Consider the following 18985-nt stretch of genomic DNA (forward strand, 5'->3'; position numbering starts at 1 on the left):
CAACGTGGCCAATGGTGGCCTTTGAACAATCGATGGACGGAGACAGATGACTGAAGCAGGGGGAACGATCGAGGTCGACCACAATCGGCGCTACCTCGAGGCGATTAGGTTCGGCTGTGTGCGGCTGCTGGAGCTCAGCTCGGCGATCATGGTGCGGACCGCAAGCACCGAACGGAAACTTGAGCTCAGCCACCAGATCTGGGCGCTGGCACAGGCAGCGGAGCTGATCGGCAACCGACTGGTCGGCCTTCGGTCCACGGTGGACGCTTCCGCGGCGACAGCGGAGTACGTGGCGTTCACCGACGCGGTCTGCTCGCTGCAGAACCCGGAGATGGAGTACACCGCACTGTGCCATCTCGCCTATCCCGACCTGCGTGACGCGGTGCTCGCCCACCACGGGCGGGTGCCGTTCAAGGCCGATGAGCTGACCGTGTCCTGCCTGACCGGTGTCCTAGAGCTCCTCGACGCCGTGCCGACCGGTGGAGTGGCCGGCGCGCCATGCATCGGCGCCCTGGCGGATCTCCTCGCCGATGCAGGGGGTGTGACCGGCAGGATTCCGGAGGGGCTGCCAGAGCGGGTGGTCGCACTGCCAGCGATTCCCATCCGGCCCGGTCGGGAGTCGACGCTGCGCGAGAGGTCGAAGGGCGAGGGGGTCTCTGACGGGAGTCGGGGCTCGCTCCTGCACGATTCGGTGTTCCGGATCGAGCTGTGTGCCGCAGAGATCTGCGCGGCCATGATCGCCCACCACCCGGATGCTCCGTGGGGCCTGCGCTTCGACCTGGCCAAGCAGGTCCGTGACGAGGCACGGCATTTCGAGCTGTTCGCCGAGCGGATGCACGAGCTTGGAGTGTCCGAAGGCGACTACCCGCTGGCCTTCGACGTCTGGGACAAGTTCGTGTTGGGCAGGACCCTGCCTGAGCGGCTGATGATCGAGCAGCGGCTCGGGGAGGGAACCGGTCTCGACGGCGCGGTGAAGGTCCTCCGATCTCTCCGCGAGGAAGGCGACCTCAAGACGATGCTGATTTACGACTACATCATTGCCGACGAACTCACCCATGTCGGCAACGGGAACAAATGGCTGCGGGAGCTGACAGTGTCCCCCGAGCGGCTCAGCGAACTGGACCGCGATGTGCGGGAGCTGCTTGCCGCACACGGGATGCGGGTGAAGCACAACCACCCTGTCAACGTCACCGAACGCGCTATGTCCGGGTTCACCGAGCAGGAGATTGAGGAGTTGCAGCGGATCTGGGAGCAGGAGCGGGCGCTGGCCCAGTCGCAGCTGGCAGGCACGCCCACCTCCGAATGAGAACTGATCGCCGCGTGTCGGACGATGCGCCATGCTCTGCTCGATGTCATGCCGCGTCGGACATTCAGCGCGAGGAAGGATGGCAATATGGACGGCGAGTTGGACAATAGGTACGACCGGCCAGATGCGCCGGCCAGATCGACCCTCTGGCTCGACGGCAGGCGCTTGTCATATATCGACTACGGCGGTCCCGGGCACCCGCTGCTCGCTCTGCACGGTCACCTAGGGGAGGGTCGTACCTTCACCAGGCTGGCGAAGGTACTTACTCCCCGCTGGCGGCTCGTCGCCCCGGACCAGCGCGGCCACGGCGAATCCGACTCCGTGGGGGACTACTCCCGCGACGGCTACTTGCGGGATACAGTCGCTCTGCTCGATCATCTGGGATTCGACCGACTCCCCGTTATCGGGCACTCCCTCGGCGGTGTCAACGCGTACCAACTCGCGGCGGCACAACCCGATCGGGTAAGCGCCTTGGTGATCGAGGACATCGGAGCCGTCGTAGACAGCGACCTTTCGTTCACCCTGGACTGGCCCAACCGTGCGGTGAATCGGGAAGCGCTCAGCACGGCGCTGGGCCGACTGGCACCGCACCTGGTGGACGCGTTCCGCCAGTACACGGACGGTTGGGGACTGGCGTTCAACCCCGCGCACATGGTGGAGTCCCAGCGCTGTCTGAACGGCGACCACTGGGCTGACTGGCTCGCCTCGGACTGCCCCACGCTGCTGTTGAGGGGGACTCGAAGTCACACGTTATCCTCCTACCACGCCGCTGCGATGGCGTCGAGGCGCGCACGCACCCGCCTCGTCGAGGTCTCCGCCGGACATGTCATCCACGACGACCAGCCCGAGATGTTCGCCGCCATAGTCAGGGACTTCCTCGACCAGGCCAGCGATGTCGGATCCAGGTGTGGCACCAGTGTCGCCCAGGGCGACCCGTCACAGCCCGTGGACCAGACGGGAGTTGGTCCCATTATCGCAAGACCTGGTCAGCGGCCGGTTCATGGAGGTTGGTTCTTGCCGAACGGAAGTGGCCAGCTATCGTCGATTGTGTGCGAGTGCGAGCCACTCCCGTTGACCCGGCCGGTTCACCAAACCGCAACACACGGAGAGAAGAGTAAGGCCACGTGAAGCTCTACTGCACGAAGCAAGGCAGCGACGTCGAGGTCGCGATGTCCGACGAGATGACGCTGTATGTCTGCGGCGTCACCCCCTACGACTCAGCCCACACCGGTCACCTGGCCATGGCGACAACCTACGACGTGATCGCTCGGCGGCTGCGTGACCTCGGAGCCAGGGTGCGCCTTGTTCGCAACATCACTGACATCGACGATCCCCTGCTGCCACGGGCGGAGCTGCTGAACATCCCGTACTGGGACCTCGTCGAGCAGGAGGTGGCCCAGTGGAATGCGGACGTCCAGCAGCTGAACCTGACCTGCGATGTCGAGCCGAGGGCGTCGCAGCACGTCGAGGACATGGTCGCGGCCGTGGAGGAAATGGCCGCGGACGGTCGCACCTACCGGATCGACGACACGGTCTACTTCCGGGTGGCCCCCGACGAGCAGTTCGGCACAGTGTCCCACTACAGTCCCGGCAAGATGGTCGACATAGCGCGCGACCGCGGCGGCGACCCGGACCGCCCGGGCAAGGAGAACCCGCTCGACTTCATCCTGTGGCAGCCCTCCCGACCAGGCGAGCCACAGTACGACTCGCCGTTCGGGCGCGGTCGTCCAGGCTGGCACATCGGCTGTTCGGCGATGCGTCGGAAACACTCCGGACGCCGGGTGGACATTCACGGCGGAGGCGCCGACCTCATCTTCCCCCACCACGAGTGCGAGGCTGCGCAAGACCGCAGCATGCGCGATGGCAGCGAGGTCGGTATCTGGTTCCACTCCGCACTGCTCGACTACAAGGGCGAGAAGATGTCCAAGTCTCGCGGCAACCTCGTGCTGGCTCGGGACCTGCTGGCCGAGCATGACGGCATGGTCGTCCGTCTTGCCACGCTCAGCCACTACTCGCCGCGAGGTGGCGGAGAGTGGCAGGACCACTACATCGACGAGGCCACAGAACGGCTCGCCCTATGGACCCACGCCGCGCAGCTGGGGCACGGACCAGACCCCCAGCGGTTCGAAGAGGCGTTCTACTCGAAGATCGACAACAATGTCGAGCTGAGCGAAGCGGTCGCCATCGCGGACGAGTTGGCGAGCCAGACTGCCGCCGGGGGCGGCAGCGACGCCCGCGCACCGAAGGTGATCCAAGATTTCTTGAACGTTTTGGGTCTGATCCGGTCGTAGTAGTACGCGGCGGCCATGCCCATGACGACACGCTGACTCGTGCTCTAGTCGCGGATCTGCCAGGACCAGGTTGTCGGCACGGTGGCGGTGCCGTCCTGCACGAGCACGCCAGCCTCGGTCAGGCGGTCGCGGGCCTCGTCGGCACGCTGCCAGTCCCGCGCCGCGCGCGCTTGTTGCCGGGCCGCGACCAGCGCCTCAACGTCATCGTTGCCCAACGGAGCGTCGGCCGGCCGGATGACGAGGTCGCGCGGGTCGAGGGTGAGCAGGTCGAGCCCGAGTACGAGGTCGAAAACGCCGATGACCTTCAGCGCATCGAGCGCGGGGATGTCCTGATCGGACAGTACCGAGGACAGCACGGCCAGCGCTCTCGGCGTGCCCAGGTCGTCGCTGACAGCCTCGGCGAACTCTCGGATGGCCTGCTGACCAGCGGTGCCGAGGCCGTCCTCATAGCAGCTGCGCAGGTAGTCGTAAGAGCCGCCCGTGGTGGAGGCGGCCTGGCGCGACAGCATCGCCAACCCCGCTCCGTCCTCCCCGGCCTCGGCCACCAGTGCTGCGACCCGGCGCAGTATCCGCTCGAGCAACACCCGGGCGGCGACGACCGCCTCCATCGAGAAGTCGACCTGTGACCGGTAGTGCGCCTGGAACAGGAACAGGCGGTAGGCCAACGGATGAACGCCCCGGTCGACAAGCGACGAGAGACGCCAGAAGTCGCCCGTGCTTTTGGACATCTTCCGGTCCTTCATGATGAGAAACTCCGAATGCGCCCACAGGCGTGCGCCAGGCTCGGAGTCGCCGAGGTACCCCTGGTTCTGGGCCATCTCGTTCGGGTGGTGTACCTGCCGGTGGTCGATTCCGCCAGTGTGGATATCGAACGGGCCGTCCAGATACTTGAGACTCATCACCGAGCACTCGACGTGCCAGCCGGGAAATCCCTTCCCCCACGGGCTGTCCCATTCCATCAGGCGGGTGCCGTCCGGCGGGGAGAGGCGCCACAAGCTGAAATCCCACGGCTGCCGCTTGTCGGGATCGGCCGCCACCCTGGCACCGGCGAGTTGGGACTCGAGGTCGAGCGCGCCGAGCTGCCCGTAATTGCTCACCTTGCTGGTGTCGAAATACAGACCACCCTTGAGCTCGTATGTATAGCCCCGGCGATCGAGCACCCTGATGAACTCGATGATCTCCTGAATGTGCTGGGTCGCGCGCGGGTACATGGCCGCCGGACGAATGTTCAGGGCTTCCAGGTCGTCGAAGAATGCACTGGTGTACTTCTCGGTTATGTCGTATACCGAGCTCTTCTTGGACCGGGCGGCCAACTCGACCTTGTCGTCGCCAGCGTCCTCGTCGCTCGTCAGGTGGCCGACGTCGGTGATGTTGATGACGTGGGTGACGTCGTAGCCGTTCCACTGCAACGTCCTCCGCAATGTGTCGGCGAACAGGTAGGCGCGCAGGTTGCCGATGTGTGCGTAGTTGTAGACGGTGGGGCCGCAGGTGTACACCCGTGCGGCGTTGCCGTGCATCGGAGTGAAGACCTCCAGACGCCGATTGAGGCTGTTGAACAGCCGGACCGGCGTCCGCCGACGCTCGTCGTCATTATGGGCTCCCGTACCGCGCATCGTGCAAGTATAGGTAGAGGAACCGGCGCTTCGGCGGTCGAGGGGGCCTGCGAACAGCCAGGTGTCGGGTAGAGGGCTCGGCGGCAAGTGACGTTGGTCGATGCCTCGGTTGGCCACGGAAAGCGTAGATAGCGGCGCGGTGGAATCACCCGGTCACTGACGGCCTTGCCCCCGAAACCTATTCGGGGGAAAGGCCGTCTCATTACCCCCCGAGGGCGGGTGTCCCTATCGGCAAATCCGCTTTGACTGCGTGAGGGGTGACAAAGTCATTTATAGGTTGTCCATCTCGCTGATAGGTCACCGTTTTGGAACGTGGTGAATCGGTGGCGCCACTGGTCGAGCAATGATGTATTGGAGCGCAGTACCGGCAATACGCTGGTGACAAGCTGAAATTCACGCAGTCGGCGGAGTGCGGGGAAGTGCGGCCATCGAGTGATGTCGTAGCCATATTCGGCTACGGCATCACTGTGATGGTCTGCTGGATAATTGAAACGGAGCTTTCCTACCGCGACCGGTGTGAGATCCCATTCGCGAGGTCCATCGGAGGCCGAGTCGAAATCGCAGATCACAGCCCCAGCTGGCCCTGCTATGAGGTTGCCGACAAAGCCGTCACCGTGGATGGGCCCGGCCGGAAGCTGGTAGTCAACCGCATCGAGCTGCTCAGCAAGTTCGTCATGCGTGTCCTGGAGAAACAGGTGTTCGTCGGCAGTCAGGATCTCATCCTCTGCGATCCGTTCACGGATCCCGGTCAGCAGATCCCACTTCGGAAGATCGAACGGCGGCCGAGGTAGCGCGTGGTACCGGCGAAGGATGCGGCCTAGATCATGGCCATCCGGAGCAGCAGAATGTGGCGGGGGTGTCACGGTGTGCCAGAACGTGATTACGTGTTGGTCGTCAAGGACGAGTGGCTGGGGAAGGTCCTCGACCAGGCGGACAGTTGGCATGTCGTGGCGGGCGAGCCAGCGTGTCACCTCGATCACTTTCGATACTCGCTGCTGGATGACTGTGGAGCCAGCTATTCGTACCGTGACTGGAGCTCTGAGGTTGTAGACAGCGTTGTTGGTGAACTTGATGAGCTTGGCGCCCTGGGGATCCAAGCCGACCTGCGCGCACGCACCATCCAAGATTTCACGCGCCCATGCGACATCCACTCCGCCCACGGTAGCGGTCATCGAGGTGGTCATGCGCTCTTCCTCATGCTGTCGATGGCCTGCACGAGGGGGTGCAGGCTGGCTGTCCGGCGTGCACGTGCAGCGTCGCGAAGTGGTCTGAGCCTGTCGACCGTACGCACGGACCGCACTGCTGCCGCTGCCTTGAGCGACTGCTGGCCGATGTGCAGGCCGAGGTCAGTGGAGCCCTCCCTCACGTATGCAGTTGCCAGGGCTGTGAGCTCGAAGGTGCGGCTGCGGGTCATGTCGGGGCCGCGTTGATCGATGGCGCGGGTGATGTGTTCGATTCCGCTGGCCAGATCTGCGGAACTCGGGGACGGGAGCGCGGTCAAGGCGATGCCGGTAAGGGCATCGAGATCGGCTTCGCTGAAGAACCGGACCCAAGCCTGCGAGTCCCCGGGTGTCGATCGCGCGAACTCATCCTGTGCACGCCCCAGGGAGCGCGACATCTGTGCGCGATCCCCGAGCAGGCCATAGGCCCATCCCTCGTTGGCGCACAACATCGCCACCGTGAGCGAGCTACCGGAGTCTTGTGCGGTGATTTGCCCGAGCTGGAAGAACTTCAGGGCCACTTTGAACATCGCCACGCGCTTGTTCTCGGTGTCGCAGTCGGTGCCACGATGGAGGTGCAGTCTTCCGGTGCGGTAGAGGATATTCGCCGCCAGGGAATGATCTCCCGCTCGTTGGGCCATCGCGTGAGCGCGACCGAAGTGCTTCCGGGCGACGCGGTACATACCGACGTCGAAGCTGGTCCAGCCGGCCAGGTTGTGGAGATCCGCGAGGGCGGTGAGGAGCATCCGGTCGGTCACCTCGTTGCGCTCGGCATTGAGCAGCTGTTGTGCCCAGCGCACTTGCGCAGCAACGGCGTCGCGACAGGATCCGCCACCATGGCGGTAGTCCAGGGTGCGCATCGAATCGGTGAGAGCGCGGATACGGATGACATCCGCTACATCAATACGTTCGGGCGCGGGGGCGGTCTCACTATCGATGGGTTGCCACCACGCGGCGATGTCGTCGGCGGAAGTCCCCATCGTGACGTTCGCTGCGTGTGAGAGCAGTTCACGGACCTCATCGCGTTCGTCGGCGTCAGTCGAACACGTGGCAGCGGCGAGATCCAAGGCCAGCTCAGTGGTCTGGTCGTAGGCCAGACCCATGTAGCCGCGGGGAATCCCCAGACCGTCGGCGATGCGCGCCAGCACGTCGTACGCCTGGATCTGCCGGTTCTTGTGAAGGACCTCGTAGATCTCGGACTGGCTTTGCCCTGTGCGCGAACCGATTTCGCGCTGGGAGACACCGCTGCTTCCAAGGAACTCGTAAACCTGCTTGAGGTCGCGATTCGCTAAAGCATTGCGCATCTTTGCCGATTCCCAGATCGCTGCACTCAATCCCGGCGGCGCGCCATCTTCCACATTCACAGCCACTCCTTCGTCGCTGCCACCCACTTGTGACCGGCCTTCAGACTAGCTTCCGCACGTGACCTACGGGAGCGTCGGAAGAAAATTGACTAGCGCTACTAGTCGATGAACTGACTAGCCAAGCGAATTGGTGCACCGACTTACGTTCTGATCGTTTGGTGTAAATGCTGGATGCCACGAAAAGATTTGAGGCTGCCCGAGCATTTCAGGGACCGTACGGGCACCCCTGACCTGCTCCCACCCTTGTCAAAGAGTTGTTTCGGCGACCTAACACTGGAGGTCCAATGTCGAACTCCGCACTACCACTACACATTCCAGATCAGCTGGGAGCACCTACCTATTTCGAACTGTCGGTGGAGACGCTCTATGCACTCCGGGAGGGAATACGCCAATGGGCGGACGCCGAGCCGGACAAGACGTCTCGTTCAGAGATCGGCGTCGCCCGATCAGTGGACGTACCTGCGGCGCGGGCACTTACCCGGGCCGAAGCTGTGGCTGCGCTGCGGGCTACGGAGAAGGCGGCAGATGCTGAGCTCCATGCGGCACCGACCTTCCCTTCGGTGTGGCTGATCGGTCGCGCTGGAAAGGACATGGTCTGCAATGTTTGAAAGCTGCCATAGCCCACAGGAAGTCGCCTACGTCTACACCCATCGGTACGGGCTACCAGCCAAGGTGGTCGACCGCCGAGTCTGTTACCTCACCACCTCGAACCTCGGTGCGGTGATGATGCCACCCGAGCTCGGTCGGCGCGTGTGGACTGCGATCGACCGAAGTTTCCCGACGCCGATCATCCACCATGCCCAACCCGATAGACCCCAGCGGCCATGGGTTTTTGTGGTCGGCCCGAATCGCGGACTCACCCGCAATCGTGCGGCCACTGCGCTCGAACAGCGCGGCGGACGGCTGCTCGACAGTGGCAGGTGGGTGTGGCTGCCAATGACCGATGCCTGGCACGGATGGACCTGGTACTCACCACCTTCGGCGGCCGAGGACGCATTCCCGCCGCGCACAACGTTGATACACGCAGCCCGGGAGGTCATCGACACGTTGCAGGACCCGATTCCGGCTCCGGCGCGGAGGTGAGGGCTCATGTGCGCGGCACCTGCTTACCTCGGGCACCTGCCGATCGTAAGCTCGGAAGCCCTGCTGGACTTCCCGTCCGCGGATGCGCTGCTGTCCGCGATCCGCGGGCAGCACGTCGGAGTGCACCGGTTATGCCAACTCGCTCGCGAATTGGGGCGAGTGTGTGAAGCACAGTTGTCGACCCCGGACTCGTTGACGCTGCGCCGTGAGCGCTCGATGCTCATCGACGACATCGATGTGTGGGTGGCGCAACGGCTGCCGACTCCGCACCCCAATTCGTCCCTGCACAACGAAGCGATGGGAGCGGTAATCGCTCGCCTGGCGGCAGCGCAGGTCCGGGCGTACCGCCTGCTGATGACCGTGAAACCAGCCGACGACGACCGGGTACACGCGGAGTGGACTCACCTCGCCGTGTTGGTCGACGGCTACACCGACCTGACGACCGAGGTCCTGGCCCGCTCGCGACGCCTACCACCTTCAGGAGTGGCCCAGTGATCGTGACCGTCAGCGCCCGACAAAGACACGATTCTGGCGGCGTACAGGGGGTTCCCGCTGATCGGTGGCGACCTGCCCACCTCGCCGGGCGGCGGCCCTGAAGCGCATGCGCCGCCTTCCTCCGAAATCCATTGCAGTCAGAGGGTTCATGTACCACGTTGCCACCTGCCAATCCGACGAGACCGCTCAACTGCCCTCATCTGATCCCCGGGCAGCGAATCAGCCGAAACAACAGTTTGCCCGGCACAATTCGGGGCGCCCGCGAGTCGTCAGATCACGATCGGCCATCGCCTATGTCCGCCGCGAAGTCTCCAGTGCCGACCTCGAGTGGGACAAGATCCACACGCGGAAGCTCATCGAGGACTGGGGCTACATCCCTACGCGCATGGTGATCGTCGACGCGAACGTGGATTACCCGATGCTGCGCCTGCACAATCTCGCCCGCAATCTGACCAGGGTCTACGGGGTCAAGATCGGGGCGGTGTTCACACCGCATCTCGGCCACCTAACTGGGAACCTGTGGCCGGTGCTCGACTGGTGCGACGAGGTCGTGACCGTGGATGACGAGACAACTTACTGCCGGGCACAACTGCCGAGGACAGCGTGATGCCCTGGTGGCAGCTGACCCTCGCCGTCGCCGTGACCGGGGTGTTCGCTGGTGCGCTCACGGCGACGGCATGGCTGATCCACCAGAGCCCGAACGAAGACAGCATCGATTCCGCCGTGGCCGCCGCCGAGATCCTCTCGCGGCTCGAACCCGAGTACAACCACCACGACCCGAGGAAGGTTTGATTTCGTGCCGATTTCCCATGAGCCTCCACCGAAGTGGCGCCATCTCGCAGACCTGGAGATCCTGCCGTGGCTGGCTGAGCACCCGGGCTGCACACCTGTCGACGGCGGAAGCACACCGCAGTCGCGCGGTGCCAAATGGTGGCTGCAACAGCGACAAGCCCGCGCGGGCTGGACTTCCCAATCCCCCAGGCGGACAACGGCAATCACGCCGGGCCCGCCCGCACAGGGTGCTTGCGGGCGGTGAGAAGGGCACCCGCGCGGGAATGACTGAATCGGACTCCTCCGGCCACCGGCCCGGCACCACGGTCTACCGCGATCTGAGCACATAGCCGCCGAGACAGCTGACGGGATTTGCTCGTACTGGATTTGAATCGGATTGCAGCGCAGTTGTCAGCAAACGCTCACGCTGGTGCCTTCGCTTGCCCCCGCTCGCTGTCGGATTCATCTATCTGGCGGCCAGAGCCGTGACCTTCGCTGGTCCTGTCCGGCTTGAGATCCGACGGTCACGACAACTCAGTCCTGTGCGCCGACAATCGGAAGCCACGGAACAGCGTTGGGGCGGAAGCTCTGGCGCTCGGGTGTCAAGCCACGGTGATCGTCGAGGCTCATCATCGTCACGCCAACCAGCTTTGAGTCAGCATCATCCTGGGCGGCAACACTGCTCCCGCAGATCCCGCAGAATCCCCGCTGGGAATCGGGAAAGGTGTTGTACCAGACCGGCTCCCCGCCTGGCCCGGTCCACTCGAACCCCTCGCGGGCGTAGTCAACCCACGACATCACCGGGCTACCAGAGAGTTTCTGGCAATGTTCACAGCTACAGAGTTCCCCGTCAAGTGCTTCTGTTCAAAGGTAACGCCAACGACAGGATCCGGTCTGGGAAACTCGCCTACCCCGACGACGCTGCTGTTCCATTTGCTGCCGTTGGGAGAACTCCGGCCGCATTCATCGCCACCGTCAGCGCCGGGTACCGGTAGTAGTCCTCTGGGTCGGGTGCCTTCTGCTGCGCCGCTGCCAGGAACTCCAGGAACGCGACTTGTTGGTCGGTGCCAAGATGACGGGTACTTTCGAACAGCTCAGTCGCGATCTGTGGCATCTGGGCGGCCTTCAGGCATTGGTCGTTGGCCGCCCACGCCTGCAGCGCCTGACGCAACGTGTCCGGTCGCAGCCAGTTCGCATGAGCCACAACGAGCTGACCGATAGGCTCGGCGTCCCGGAAGGACGGTGCCTCACGCAAGAGTTCGATCAGAGTCGGGACGTAGAACTCGGCCGGCCTGAGGTCGATGAGATAAAGCTTGCTGTACCAGTTCATCTCGTCGAACCGTCGCTCCAGCACTGGCAGTCGCCTTCGTGCCTGGCTGTTGCCTACCATCGCTAACCCGGCTGTCAGATCTGGATCCAGGGGGCCGGGCGGAGTCGGCACGTTCAGCAGGTTCGTGAGTCGATCGGTGAGAGGGCCGTCGACGAGATCCCAGAAGAAGTCCTCGGCGCCGAGCCGACCAAGCGCTCGCAGTTGCGCGGCACCGTCGAGGTTGTCGAACTTGTCGCGTTGCTCGGCGACGACGGTCCGAACTAGGGTTGAATCCCGCTGCGCGAATGCTGACAGCACCACTGCAGATCGATCCGCGTACTTTTGCGTTGAAGGGAACCGTTCACCAGGGTCGACTTCCAGCAGAGCATGTTTGGCTGCGAGTTTGGCGATTCCCTTGCGGGTCGCGGCACGTAACCGGTCGAAGAACACGGCCTGGATGTGGGAGACCGACTCGGGAGCGAACATGGGGTCGCAGGTGTAGTCGAGATAGGCATCAATCGCTTTGCGGCCCTGCGTCGGCGGGTGAATCAGAAGCGTCGTCAAGGCGATCGCCAGGTGGGCTCGCGCCTGCTCCGGCCGAGGTTCGTAAACATCCCCGAATGGCCGCAGCGAGGGGTGAACACACAGGTTGCGGTCCTCACGGATTCGCTCCAGCTCCCGCTTCCCGACCGAGTCGATAAGCTCGAACTCGACCGCGGTGTCGAGCAGCTCGTTCTCGATCTGCTGCATCTGCTTCACGCCGTCGGTGCTGATCCCTTTCGACTGCGCTGCAACCACTTTCGCCGAGAACAGCTTCGCCTTGCCGTCGTCGCCATCGGCCAGCTCGATCAGCTTCCCGATGATGTCGGTGGTCACCGCACTCCACGTCGCAGCGATGCTTGCTCGGACTGCGCCTGCGGAGTAGCAGATCCACGCCTCACCGACCAGCGGCCGCACATCCGGAGTGCGCACCTGAGTCAGCAAATGCTCCACATCACTCACCGCCAACGGTCCTCTCTGTCAGTCCTGTGCGCCGACGATCGGCAGCCACGGGACGGCATTGGGGCGGAAACTCTGCCGCTCGGGCACCAAACCGGCGTGATTATCGAGGCTCATCATCGTGACGCCGACCAGTTTCGCGTCGCCGTCGTCCTGGGCGGCCACCGAACTTCCACACACGCCGCAGAAGCCACGCTGGGAATTGGGAAAGGTGTTGTACCAGACCGGCTCTCCGCCCGGCCCGGTCCACTCGAAACCTTCCCGGGGAAAGTCGACCCACGACATCACGGGGGCACCAGACAGTTTCTGGCAGTGGGTACACGAACAAAGGTGAGGAAAAGAAAGGTCGCCCGAGGCTCGAAACCGGATGTTGCCGCACAAGCAGCCGCCAAAGTGCATGGCGCATAAGTCCTTTCACGGGATTCTTGCAGGTGGGAAGATTCGTCGGCCGAACCGTAAGGAGCGGACGGTGGCTCGTCATCGCCCCCGGCCGATCACCGGTGCAATAGGTCCGATTCCGGCCAGCCGTCGAGGGAGAAGCTGTTGCCGTTGGCGATTTGGTGGAGGGCGCCAGCGGTGTACGCGACCGTAGTCGCGGGTGGATTTGCAGGGTCAGTCCAGAGGAGCCGGGCGCATTTGTGCGGCTCGCGGTTCCAGGGCTCGCCGTCCCAGGTGTCGGTGACGAAGAAGAATCCGATTCGGCCCTGCTGTTCTGGGCTGCGATAGTGCACGACATGGGCACACCGCAGGTCCTGCGCAGCGATGAAGACCCCAACTTCCTCGCTCGCCTCCCGGATTGCACCTGCGATCACGGATTCTCCGTCCTCGAGGTGCCCGCTCGGTGGGCACAGTTGTCCGTCGGCATAGCCGGTGTTGGCGCGTTCCATCAGGAGAATGTGGCCGTCGGCTCGGCGGAGCAGGATGTAGACGTCGACGACGCTGAGGTATCGGTCCTTCACTGAACTCCTTTGTGCTCTGGGGGTTTCGGGCCGGACCTGGCACAGCTCGTCGCACAGTAGTCGAACATACGATCGCATTCGGCGAGTCGCCCGACCTACGCGTGTCTTGAATGAACTTCGGCAAGTGCGGTTCGCAAATTTCGCAGTGGGTAACGAACCTTCGGCGTAGCCTCACCCTTTGAGTCCCCGGACAGCCCCTTGGTCCGGGGACTTCTTCTGTCCCCCAGGCTATTTCAGCGCTCGGTGCGTCCCAGGCCGTTCGTCGCGGGACCGGCTGATGCGATTCGAGCGGACTCTCCGCTATCTGTCGTGGTCGAAGTCCTGCATAACTTGATGCAGTTGCATGTCCGGCTCCACTGCGATCGGGTCGGCAACAGGGGTTGGTGGCTTCGTGATCACTGCGCTGAGGGGCACCGCGTTGTCTTGCTCGAGGTTCATCCGGATTCGTTGCAGCGCGGGATCGACGTTGCGATCCTTCAGCTGGGATCGGATGGCGGTAGTGCGCTCGGTCTGGTTGTGATCTGTGATTCCCGTGGAGCGGGCGGATTCCCGCCTAGCAGGGTCGGTGCTGGTCGAGCTCCGGAAGCGTTCGACTATGGCCTCCTGAACGCTCTGAAGGCCAGAGTTGGTGTCGGGCAAGTTGGCGATCTTCCAGTCGCGCACGGCAAGCCATTCCGGATCGTGCTCCGTCAGCCAGCCGCGGGCCTCCTGGAGGTCCGAATCCGTCCACGCCTTGGACCGGGGTCTGGGTGCAGGTTCCTGGTGGCGGGCATCCCGACTTCGTCTGGTCTTCCGCGCAGTCGGTTGTGCTGGTGCCAGCCGGAGTTCGTTCACGGTGTACGGATCTTCGAGGACGCGATGCAGCGCGGCGTGGGGATTGGATCGCCAGGTATCTAGCCAGCGTCGGCCTGAATCGCCGGTGGCTCCCACAGCGGCGATCGCATTATCTCGGTCGGGCCGAGGTGTTCGGGTAGGTCCGACGATTTCGCTGTCGTGCAGCTGCTGCACGGCGGCGTGTAGCTGGCGCCGGGTTGCTGAGTTGGGAGCCACGAGAACTCGCGCGTATGCGCGGTGGGGGTCGGTGTCGAAGTCGCGCAGCCACCGTTGCCCGAGCGGCCCGAGATCGCGCAGTTCGGCTTCCGCGTCGCTGATCGCTAGAGCGCGCTGACGCTGATCGCGTCCGGGACTCGCGGATTCGTACCGGTTGTCGCCGTGCGCCAGGTACGCGCTGGTGGCGGTCGAATGGTCGGCCACAAGCTTGTAGAGGTGGTCGTGTTCGAGGCGCTGATGTTCCTCGGTTTCGGTCTTGGCCGGCGAGGCTCGGATGGAGTCCATTTTCGCGGCGGCGACCCGCCAGGCCGCATGGTCGAGCATGCCGCGCGCCTGAGCTAGGTCCATGGCGCTGTCCGCTGAAAGGTCCACGCCGAAGCGTTCGAGGATCTGGGTGGTGAGCCGGTCGTGGACGGTGGCGGCCAGAGGGGAGTGCTCGCGCCAGGTTCGTGCGGTGTCCCAAGCATCGAGAATCTCGACGCGCTCGGCTGTGGCGAACCATTTGCCCGTCCGGCCTCGCAACTCTGCTTCTGCCGTGCGACTTTGTGCGCTGAATTCCATCTCCGCACGCTTGGTCAGTTCCTCCTGGACGTGGCGGTTGTCCAGCACGTGGTGGTACGCGCTCTCGTGGTCGGCGTGCCATGCCTCGAGCCAGGGTCGGGCGGGTTCGCCGAGGTCGTCGATCGCTGACAATTCGCTGGCTGTGCGCGTGGCCAGGTCGTCGTCGCTGATCTCCGATGCGTTGGCGAGGGCGCGGAGCTTCTCGGCGCTGTCGTAAATCGCGGTTCGAGTCGCGGTGTCGGGGGCGACCAGGACGCGCGCGTACGCCTGGTGCGGTGCGCGATCGAATTCCCGCAGCCACTGCTGGCCAGGGCCGCCCAACGCCTCCAATCCAGCTTCCGCAACGGCGGTTCCGGTGCTGTCGACTGCGAGGCTGGTTGCGCGGGCGTGCTCGGCGACGAGAGCGTAGAGGGCTTCAGCTTCGGCTCGGCGTGTAGCGGCGTCGTCGGCCAGGACGTCAGCGTGCGGGGTGCCCTGGGGTGCGAGGGTCTGTCGCCACGCCGCTCGGGCGAGCAGGTGGTGGATGGCGGCGGGGTCGGCTGGCGCGTTGATCGGGGTAGTGCTGGTGAGGTCGATTCCGTAGCGTTCCGAAATTTGGCCGTTGAGCCGTTTTTCGGCGGTCGCGGCGACTGTTGAGTGGTGGCGCCAATGTCGTGCTGTGCACCATGCTTCGGTGACGTCGCTGCGGCTGGCGTCCCGCCACCACGCGGCGCTGCCGGTGGTGCGCAAGTAGCTCTCGGCGGTTCGTTGCTGGGCTTGCCAGCGAGCCGCGGATTCCCGGGCTCTGGTTTCGTGGCGTGCTGTGGCCGCCTGTGCCCGCGATGCGGTGCGCCGACCCCAGTGCTCTGCCAGCAGGCCGGCGACCTGGAGAGTGGTGCGCAGTGCGGCGGCGGTCTCGCGGCCGATCTCATCATCCGCCATCAGCGGTGTCCCTTCGAATGTGTTCGGATCTGATTCACGCGCACCCGAGATGCGCGCTGGAAAGCTAGGCAGCGCGGGGGATTTCGCTCTCTGCCCATGCGTCGAGGGCGGCGAAGGCGTCGCGGTCGGCTTCGATGTGGGGCAGTGGGGCGATGCCGTAGTGCGGGTTCCCGTCGTCGTCGCCGTCGCGGTGGCCCTTTTTGCACAGTTCGAAGGGGCCGTCGACCGACATCAAGACCCGCATGTGCGGGTCGGCGTGCTGGAGCCACCAGTTCGAAAGGCCCAACCCTGTGTCGTCGCGGCGCAACGCCTCGTAGGCGCGCCACAGCGCGGCCAGCCTTAACACGGCTTCGTCGTGGCGCCACCATTCCGGGCACCACCGCCGCGCCGCGCTGTCGGGCACCCGCCGGTAGACGAACACCAGACGTTGCTGCACGAAGTCGACCAGATTCGTGAACGCGGGCTTCGGAGGCTCCGGAGCCGACCTGGTGTTGTCGGCCGTATTCGCGGACTCGGGCCGGCGAGGCCGGAACTCGATCTCCTCGCCCATCATCGGCTCCTCCTCGTTCACCGCGATTCCTTCTTTCCTCGCAAGTCGTTGTGGTCGGAAGGTGTTGTCACAGTGGGTTGTTGGGTCGGTCCGTAGTGGGCGCGAGAGGCTGCTACTAAGTCGGCGTAGGGGCGGCGCATCCACGGCACGGTCTCCACAAGCACCGGCCTCATTCCGGCGGTCCAGATCAGCGCCCGCCCGCGCGGGATCGCGGTGAGATCAGCAAGGGTCAGGATGCGTTTGTCGGTGAGTTGCCACGAGCGAGAGACCGAGCCGCTGTGTCGGGTCAGAGTGCCACGCAGTTGTTCGCGATCACCGATGCTGTCGGAACGCCGCCGCAGGAACTCGTTGTCATCGACACCGGAGCCGACCACCCGGACACCGGAGGCCGACCACAGCGCCTCCATCCCCTCCGCGCCCCAGCAGCGCACGCCCTGGGACCACGACTGAAGAATGGTCAGCACGAGAATTCCGCGAGATCCGAAGTGGGAGTAGCGTTTCGGCAGATCACGCCAGCGCACGACGTTGGCGGCCTCGTCGAGAACGCACACGAGCGGTGTCGATAATCGGCCCATAGGCTGCTTGGAGCCGATATGGGTCGCAGCCTCGAGCACCGAGGCTGTCAGCGCGTTGACCAGCGGCCCGCAACTGCCCGCGCCCTCCAGCGACAACATGTAGAGGGTGTCTCTACTGGTCGCCAACGCGGCGGGGTCGAGTTGAGGCCGTTTGTCGGTGGGGCTGTCGCTGGTGACCCAGCGGCGGATCGACTCCAGGCGAAGACTCGCCGCCATCTTGCGACCGGTCGCGAAAACACCGCTGCGGGTGCGGCGATCCAGCTCGTACTGGGCGCGCAACCCGGTCGCGATCAAAGGCCAGCGCTGCTCGAGCATCCGTACCGGCTGCAGATCATCGGGATCGGAGATCCACTCGTACACGCGAGTGATCGGCTCATCACCGACAGCGGCAGCCAAAAACAGTGCGGCCAGCAAGGATTCGCCTTCGGGGTCGAAGAACGCGTCTTTGCGCACCGCCTGGCCGTCGTCGCCGTCGGCGAAGTGCGAGGCCAGCTGGGCGGCGTCGACCTCGGTCCGAACCGAGGTCAGCGGATTCCACCACCAATCCGGATCGCCGGAGTCTGCGACGGCTTGCGGGTCGAAAATCCAGCAGCGGCCCTTCTTTTCGCGGATGCCGCGTGTGTCGTCGACGAGATCGCGTTTGTTGGAGGTCACGATCGCCGGGCCGGGTGCTTCGCACACAGCCGGCACCGCCCGCGAGGTGCTTTTGCCCTGGCGTGGTCCCCAGATGTCGATGTGCAGGGTTTCGTAATCGGCCCACAGGTTCTGGCGGTCGGCGACCGCGATCCCCAGCGACAAGCCCGCGACCGTGTCACCGGGCACCCGCACTCCGAGCATCGCGGCCTTGGCCGTGACCGCGGATTCGGTCAGCGGCAACAGTTCCGGGCCGTAGGCGAGGTGCTTGGCTTTGGCGTCAATCCACGGTCGGGCAGGGTGGCGGGCCTTCCACCATCGCAGCGCGGGAATCACCACGGCCGCCAGGAGCACGAGTTCAGCGACGAGGGCGAGGGTCGCTGTGATCGGCCAGCTGACTTGCCCGGCCGCCGCCGTCACGATCAACACGAGCGGGTTGATCGCCAGGGTGTCGGTCGCGCGACCGTCCAGGCAGTAGCCCAGATGGATGGCCAGGGAGACCAGCGTCCCCCCAGCGGTCGCGGCGGCCCCCGCGATCAGCAGCCCGAGGGCTTCCCGGTTGCCGAGCGCGGGGTCCCGGTCGCCGTTCATGCGGGTTTCTCCTGACTGGTCGAGCGGCGCGGAGCGCGATTGCGGGTGACAGTGGCGAGAGCGACGACGGATTCGCTGGCGACCACGACGGCGAGGGCGGCCTGCCAGGGCATGTGGCCCCCGGCGGACCCGAGTAGCAGGATCAATGTGAGCGGTACCCGTGCGCCGAACCGCCGTGTCAGCTGCGACACCGGCATCACCCGGTCCTTTGCGGACTCGGCCTCACGCGCCGGGTGGTCGCACTGCTCGAGTGCTTGTGCCACGGCGGCGTGGTCGAGGGCCAGGGCGGCGGCGAGGTCGGCTTGCCGCAGGCCGGTGGTGTAGTCGGTGGTGGCGGTGTGGTGGGTGTGGTTGTCGGGGGTGTGGTTCATGGTGGTGGTCTCCTCGCCTGGGGCGGCTGTTCGCCCGGTGGTGGTGCCGTGGGTGGCGGGGACCTGTGGGGTCGCGTGTCGGGTTGTGGGCCAATCCGGTTGCGGCGCAGTCGAAAAAGTTCCCGGCGAGCGGGTAGCGAGTGTCTTCGGGCAGTTTTTCGGCGGAGGTGTCGAGCCACCTTGTGGTGAGTCCGGATTTGCCGACGACACGGCCGTGACCATGCTGGTTCTCCGCGCACACGGCACCCCGCCACCGGGTGCCCAGTCGCCTCGGGCGAGGGACCCCTCACCGTGGAGCCGCCCGCGACAACCACAGCCGTCGC

18 protein-coding genes and 1 pseudogene are annotated in these 18985 nt (G+C 64.8%); 8 read left to right on the forward strand and 11 right to left on the reverse strand.

Features of this window, described 5'->3' with window-relative positions; all coding sequences use genetic code 11:
- The first annotated feature begins 46 nt into the window (after window positions 1–46).
- The 3 genes from NU1_RS15705 (at window position 47) to NU1_RS15715 (ending at window position 3597) form a co-directional block, all read left to right on the forward strand.
- Window positions 47–1306, forward strand: coding sequence for a DUF455 family protein (locus NU1_RS15705; protein WP_067522073.1), 1260 nt, complete (start codon window positions 47–49; stop codon window positions 1304–1306).
- Window positions 1307–1393: 87 nt separating this feature from the next.
- Complete coding sequence (locus NU1_RS15710; protein ID WP_084521468.1) at window positions 1394–2434, forward strand: alpha/beta fold hydrolase; 1041 nt, start codon at window positions 1394–1396, stop codon at window positions 2432–2434.
- Window positions 2431–3597, forward strand: coding sequence for a hypothetical protein (locus NU1_RS15715; RefSeq protein WP_084521458.1), 1167 nt, complete (start codon window positions 2431–2433; stop codon window positions 3595–3597). Before NU1_RS15710 ends, NU1_RS15715 begins: the two co-directional genes overlap by 4 nt.
- A gap of 44 nt (window positions 3598–3641) precedes the next feature.
- Here NU1_RS15715 and cysS read toward each other — a convergent pair whose 3' ends face one another.
- The 3 genes from cysS to NU1_RS15730 all read right to left on the reverse strand — a co-directional run bounded on the left by cysS (window position 3642) and on the right by NU1_RS15730 (window position 7794).
- Complete coding sequence (gene cysS, locus NU1_RS15720) at window positions 3642–5210, reverse strand: cysteine--tRNA ligase (RefSeq protein WP_067522076.1); 1569 nt, start codon at window positions 5208–5210, stop codon at window positions 3642–3644.
- Window positions 5211–5476: 266 nt separating this feature from the next.
- Window positions 5477–6394, reverse strand: a complete 918-nt coding sequence (locus tag NU1_RS40335) for a phosphotransferase enzyme family protein (RefSeq protein ID WP_084521459.1) — start codon at window positions 6392–6394, stop codon at window positions 5477–5479.
- Window positions 6391–7794, reverse strand: coding sequence for an NsdA family TPR-like regulatory protein (locus NU1_RS15730; RefSeq protein ID WP_084521469.1), 1404 nt, complete (start codon window positions 7792–7794; stop codon window positions 6391–6393). The genes NU1_RS40335 and NU1_RS15730 overlap by 4 nt, the downstream gene beginning before the upstream one ends.
- 284 nt (window positions 7795–8078) lie before the next feature.
- On the opposite strand from NU1_RS15730, the gene NU1_RS15735 reads away from it, so the two are divergent.
- The 5 genes from NU1_RS15735 to NU1_RS15755 all read left to right on the forward strand — a co-directional run bounded on the left by NU1_RS15735 (window position 8079) and on the right by NU1_RS15755 (window position 10164).
- Window positions 8079–8402: a hypothetical protein gene (locus NU1_RS15735; RefSeq protein WP_157552346.1), complete on the forward strand. Its 324-nt coding sequence runs from the start codon at window positions 8079–8081 to the stop codon at window positions 8400–8402.
- The gene (locus tag NU1_RS15740) at window positions 8395–8877 is read left to right on the forward strand and encodes a hypothetical protein (RefSeq protein ID WP_157552348.1); all 483 of its coding nucleotides are present in this window, start codon (window positions 8395–8397) and stop codon (window positions 8875–8877) included. The genes NU1_RS15735 and NU1_RS15740 overlap by 8 nt, the downstream gene beginning before the upstream one ends.
- A gap of 6 nt (window positions 8878–8883) precedes the next feature.
- On the forward strand, window positions 8884–9372 hold the full coding sequence (locus tag NU1_RS15745; RefSeq protein WP_067522085.1) for a DUF4254 domain-containing protein: 489 nt from the start codon (window positions 8884–8886) through the stop codon (window positions 9370–9372).
- 148 nt (window positions 9373–9520) lie between these two features.
- Window positions 9521–9979 carry a hypothetical protein gene (locus NU1_RS15750; protein ID WP_067522087.1) on the forward strand — a complete coding sequence of 153 codons (459 nt, stop codon included), beginning with the start codon at window positions 9521–9523 and terminating at the stop codon, window positions 9977–9979.
- A complete protein-coding gene (locus NU1_RS15755; RefSeq protein ID WP_067522089.1) occupies window positions 9979–10164 on the forward strand; it encodes a hypothetical protein in 186 nt (61 codons plus the stop codon). Before NU1_RS15750 ends, NU1_RS15755 begins: the two co-directional genes overlap by 1 nt.
- Window positions 10165–10677: 513 nt before the next feature.
- Here NU1_RS15755 and NU1_RS44235 read toward each other — a convergent pair.
- The 8 genes and pseudogenes from NU1_RS44235 to NU1_RS41475 form a co-directional block, all read right to left on the reverse strand.
- Window positions 10678–10974: pseudogene (locus tag NU1_RS44235) on the reverse strand (GFA family protein); the annotation flags it as partial.
- Between the two features lie 76 nt (window positions 10975–11050).
- A complete protein-coding gene (locus tag NU1_RS15765; protein WP_212761961.1) occupies window positions 11051–12454 on the reverse strand; it encodes a hypothetical protein in 1404 nt (467 codons plus the stop codon).
- Window positions 12455–12472: 18 nt separating this feature from the next.
- Complete coding sequence (locus NU1_RS15770) at window positions 12473–12850, reverse strand: GFA family protein (RefSeq protein WP_084521460.1); 378 nt, start codon at window positions 12848–12850, stop codon at window positions 12473–12475.
- Window positions 12851–12945: 95 nt separating this feature from the next.
- Entirely contained in the window at window positions 12946–13410 is a 465-nt protein-coding gene (locus NU1_RS15775; RefSeq protein ID WP_067522097.1) for an NUDIX hydrolase, read from the reverse strand.
- Between the two features lie 300 nt (window positions 13411–13710).
- Window positions 13711–15942, reverse strand: coding sequence for a hypothetical protein (locus tag NU1_RS15780; RefSeq protein ID WP_067522099.1), 2232 nt, complete (start codon window positions 15940–15942; stop codon window positions 13711–13713).
- A 64-nt stretch (window positions 15943–16006) separates the two neighbouring features.
- Window positions 16007–16495, reverse strand: a complete 489-nt coding sequence (locus NU1_RS15785; protein ID WP_157552350.1) for a DUF4913 domain-containing protein — start codon at window positions 16493–16495, stop codon at window positions 16007–16009.
- Window positions 16496–16509: 14 nt separating this feature from the next.
- A complete protein-coding gene (locus NU1_RS15790) occupies window positions 16510–18291 on the reverse strand; it encodes a type IV secretory system conjugative DNA transfer family protein (RefSeq protein WP_067522102.1) in 1782 nt (593 codons plus the stop codon).
- Window positions 18288–18662 carry a hypothetical protein gene (locus NU1_RS41475; RefSeq protein WP_067522104.1) on the reverse strand — a complete coding sequence of 125 codons (375 nt, stop codon included), beginning with the start codon at window positions 18660–18662 and terminating at the stop codon, window positions 18288–18290. Before NU1_RS41475 ends, NU1_RS15790 begins: the two co-directional genes overlap by 4 nt.
- Window positions 18663–18985 lie beyond the last annotated feature (323 nt).

It is taken from the genome of Nocardia uniformis NBRC 13702 (assembly GCF_001613345.1).
GTDB classification, from domain to species: domain Bacteria; phylum Actinomycetota; class Actinomycetes; order Mycobacteriales; family Mycobacteriaceae; genus Nocardia; species Nocardia uniformis.

Coding starts and splice junctions, on each gene's coding strand:
- cysS (WP_067522076.1), bottom strand. CDS start 5,210: ATGCGCGGTACGGGAGCCCATAATGACGACGAGCGTCGGCGGACGCCG.
- NU1_RS15735 (WP_157552346.1), top strand. CDS start 8,079: ATGTCGAACTCCGCACTACCACTACACATTCCAGATCAGCTGGGAGCA.
- NU1_RS15780 (WP_067522099.1), bottom strand. CDS start 15,942: ATGGCGGATGATGAGATCGGCCGCGAGACCGCCGCCGCACTGCGCACC.
- NU1_RS15755 (WP_067522089.1), top strand. CDS start 9,979: ATGCCCTGGTGGCAGCTGACCCTCGCCGTCGCCGTGACCGGGGTGTTC.
- NU1_RS15785 (WP_157552350.1), bottom strand. CDS start 16,495: ATGATGGGCGAGGAGATCGAGTTCCGGCCTCGCCGGCCCGAGTCCGCG.
- NU1_RS41475 (WP_067522104.1), bottom strand. CDS start 18,662: ATGAACCACACCCCCGACAACCACACCCACCACACCGCCACCACCGAC.
- NU1_RS15740 (WP_157552348.1), top strand. CDS start 8,395: ATGTTTGAAAGCTGCCATAGCCCACAGGAAGTCGCCTACGTCTACACC.
- NU1_RS15710 (WP_084521468.1), top strand. CDS start 1,394: ATGGACGGCGAGTTGGACAATAGGTACGACCGGCCAGATGCGCCGGCC.
- NU1_RS40335 (WP_084521459.1), bottom strand. CDS start 6,394: ATGACCACCTCGATGACCGCTACCGTGGGCGGAGTGGATGTCGCATGG.
- NU1_RS15770 (WP_084521460.1), bottom strand. CDS start 12,850: ATGCACTTTGGCGGCTGCTTGTGCGGCAACATCCGGTTTCGAGCCTCG.
- NU1_RS15705 (WP_067522073.1), top strand. CDS start 47: ATGACTGAAGCAGGGGGAACGATCGAGGTCGACCACAATCGGCGCTAC.
- NU1_RS15750 (WP_067522087.1), top strand. CDS start 9,521: ATGTACCACGTTGCCACCTGCCAATCCGACGAGACCGCTCAACTGCCC.
- NU1_RS15790 (WP_067522102.1), bottom strand. CDS start 18,291: ATGAACGGCGACCGGGACCCCGCGCTCGGCAACCGGGAAGCCCTCGGG.
- NU1_RS15745 (WP_067522085.1), top strand. CDS start 8,884: ATGTGCGCGGCACCTGCTTACCTCGGGCACCTGCCGATCGTAAGCTCG.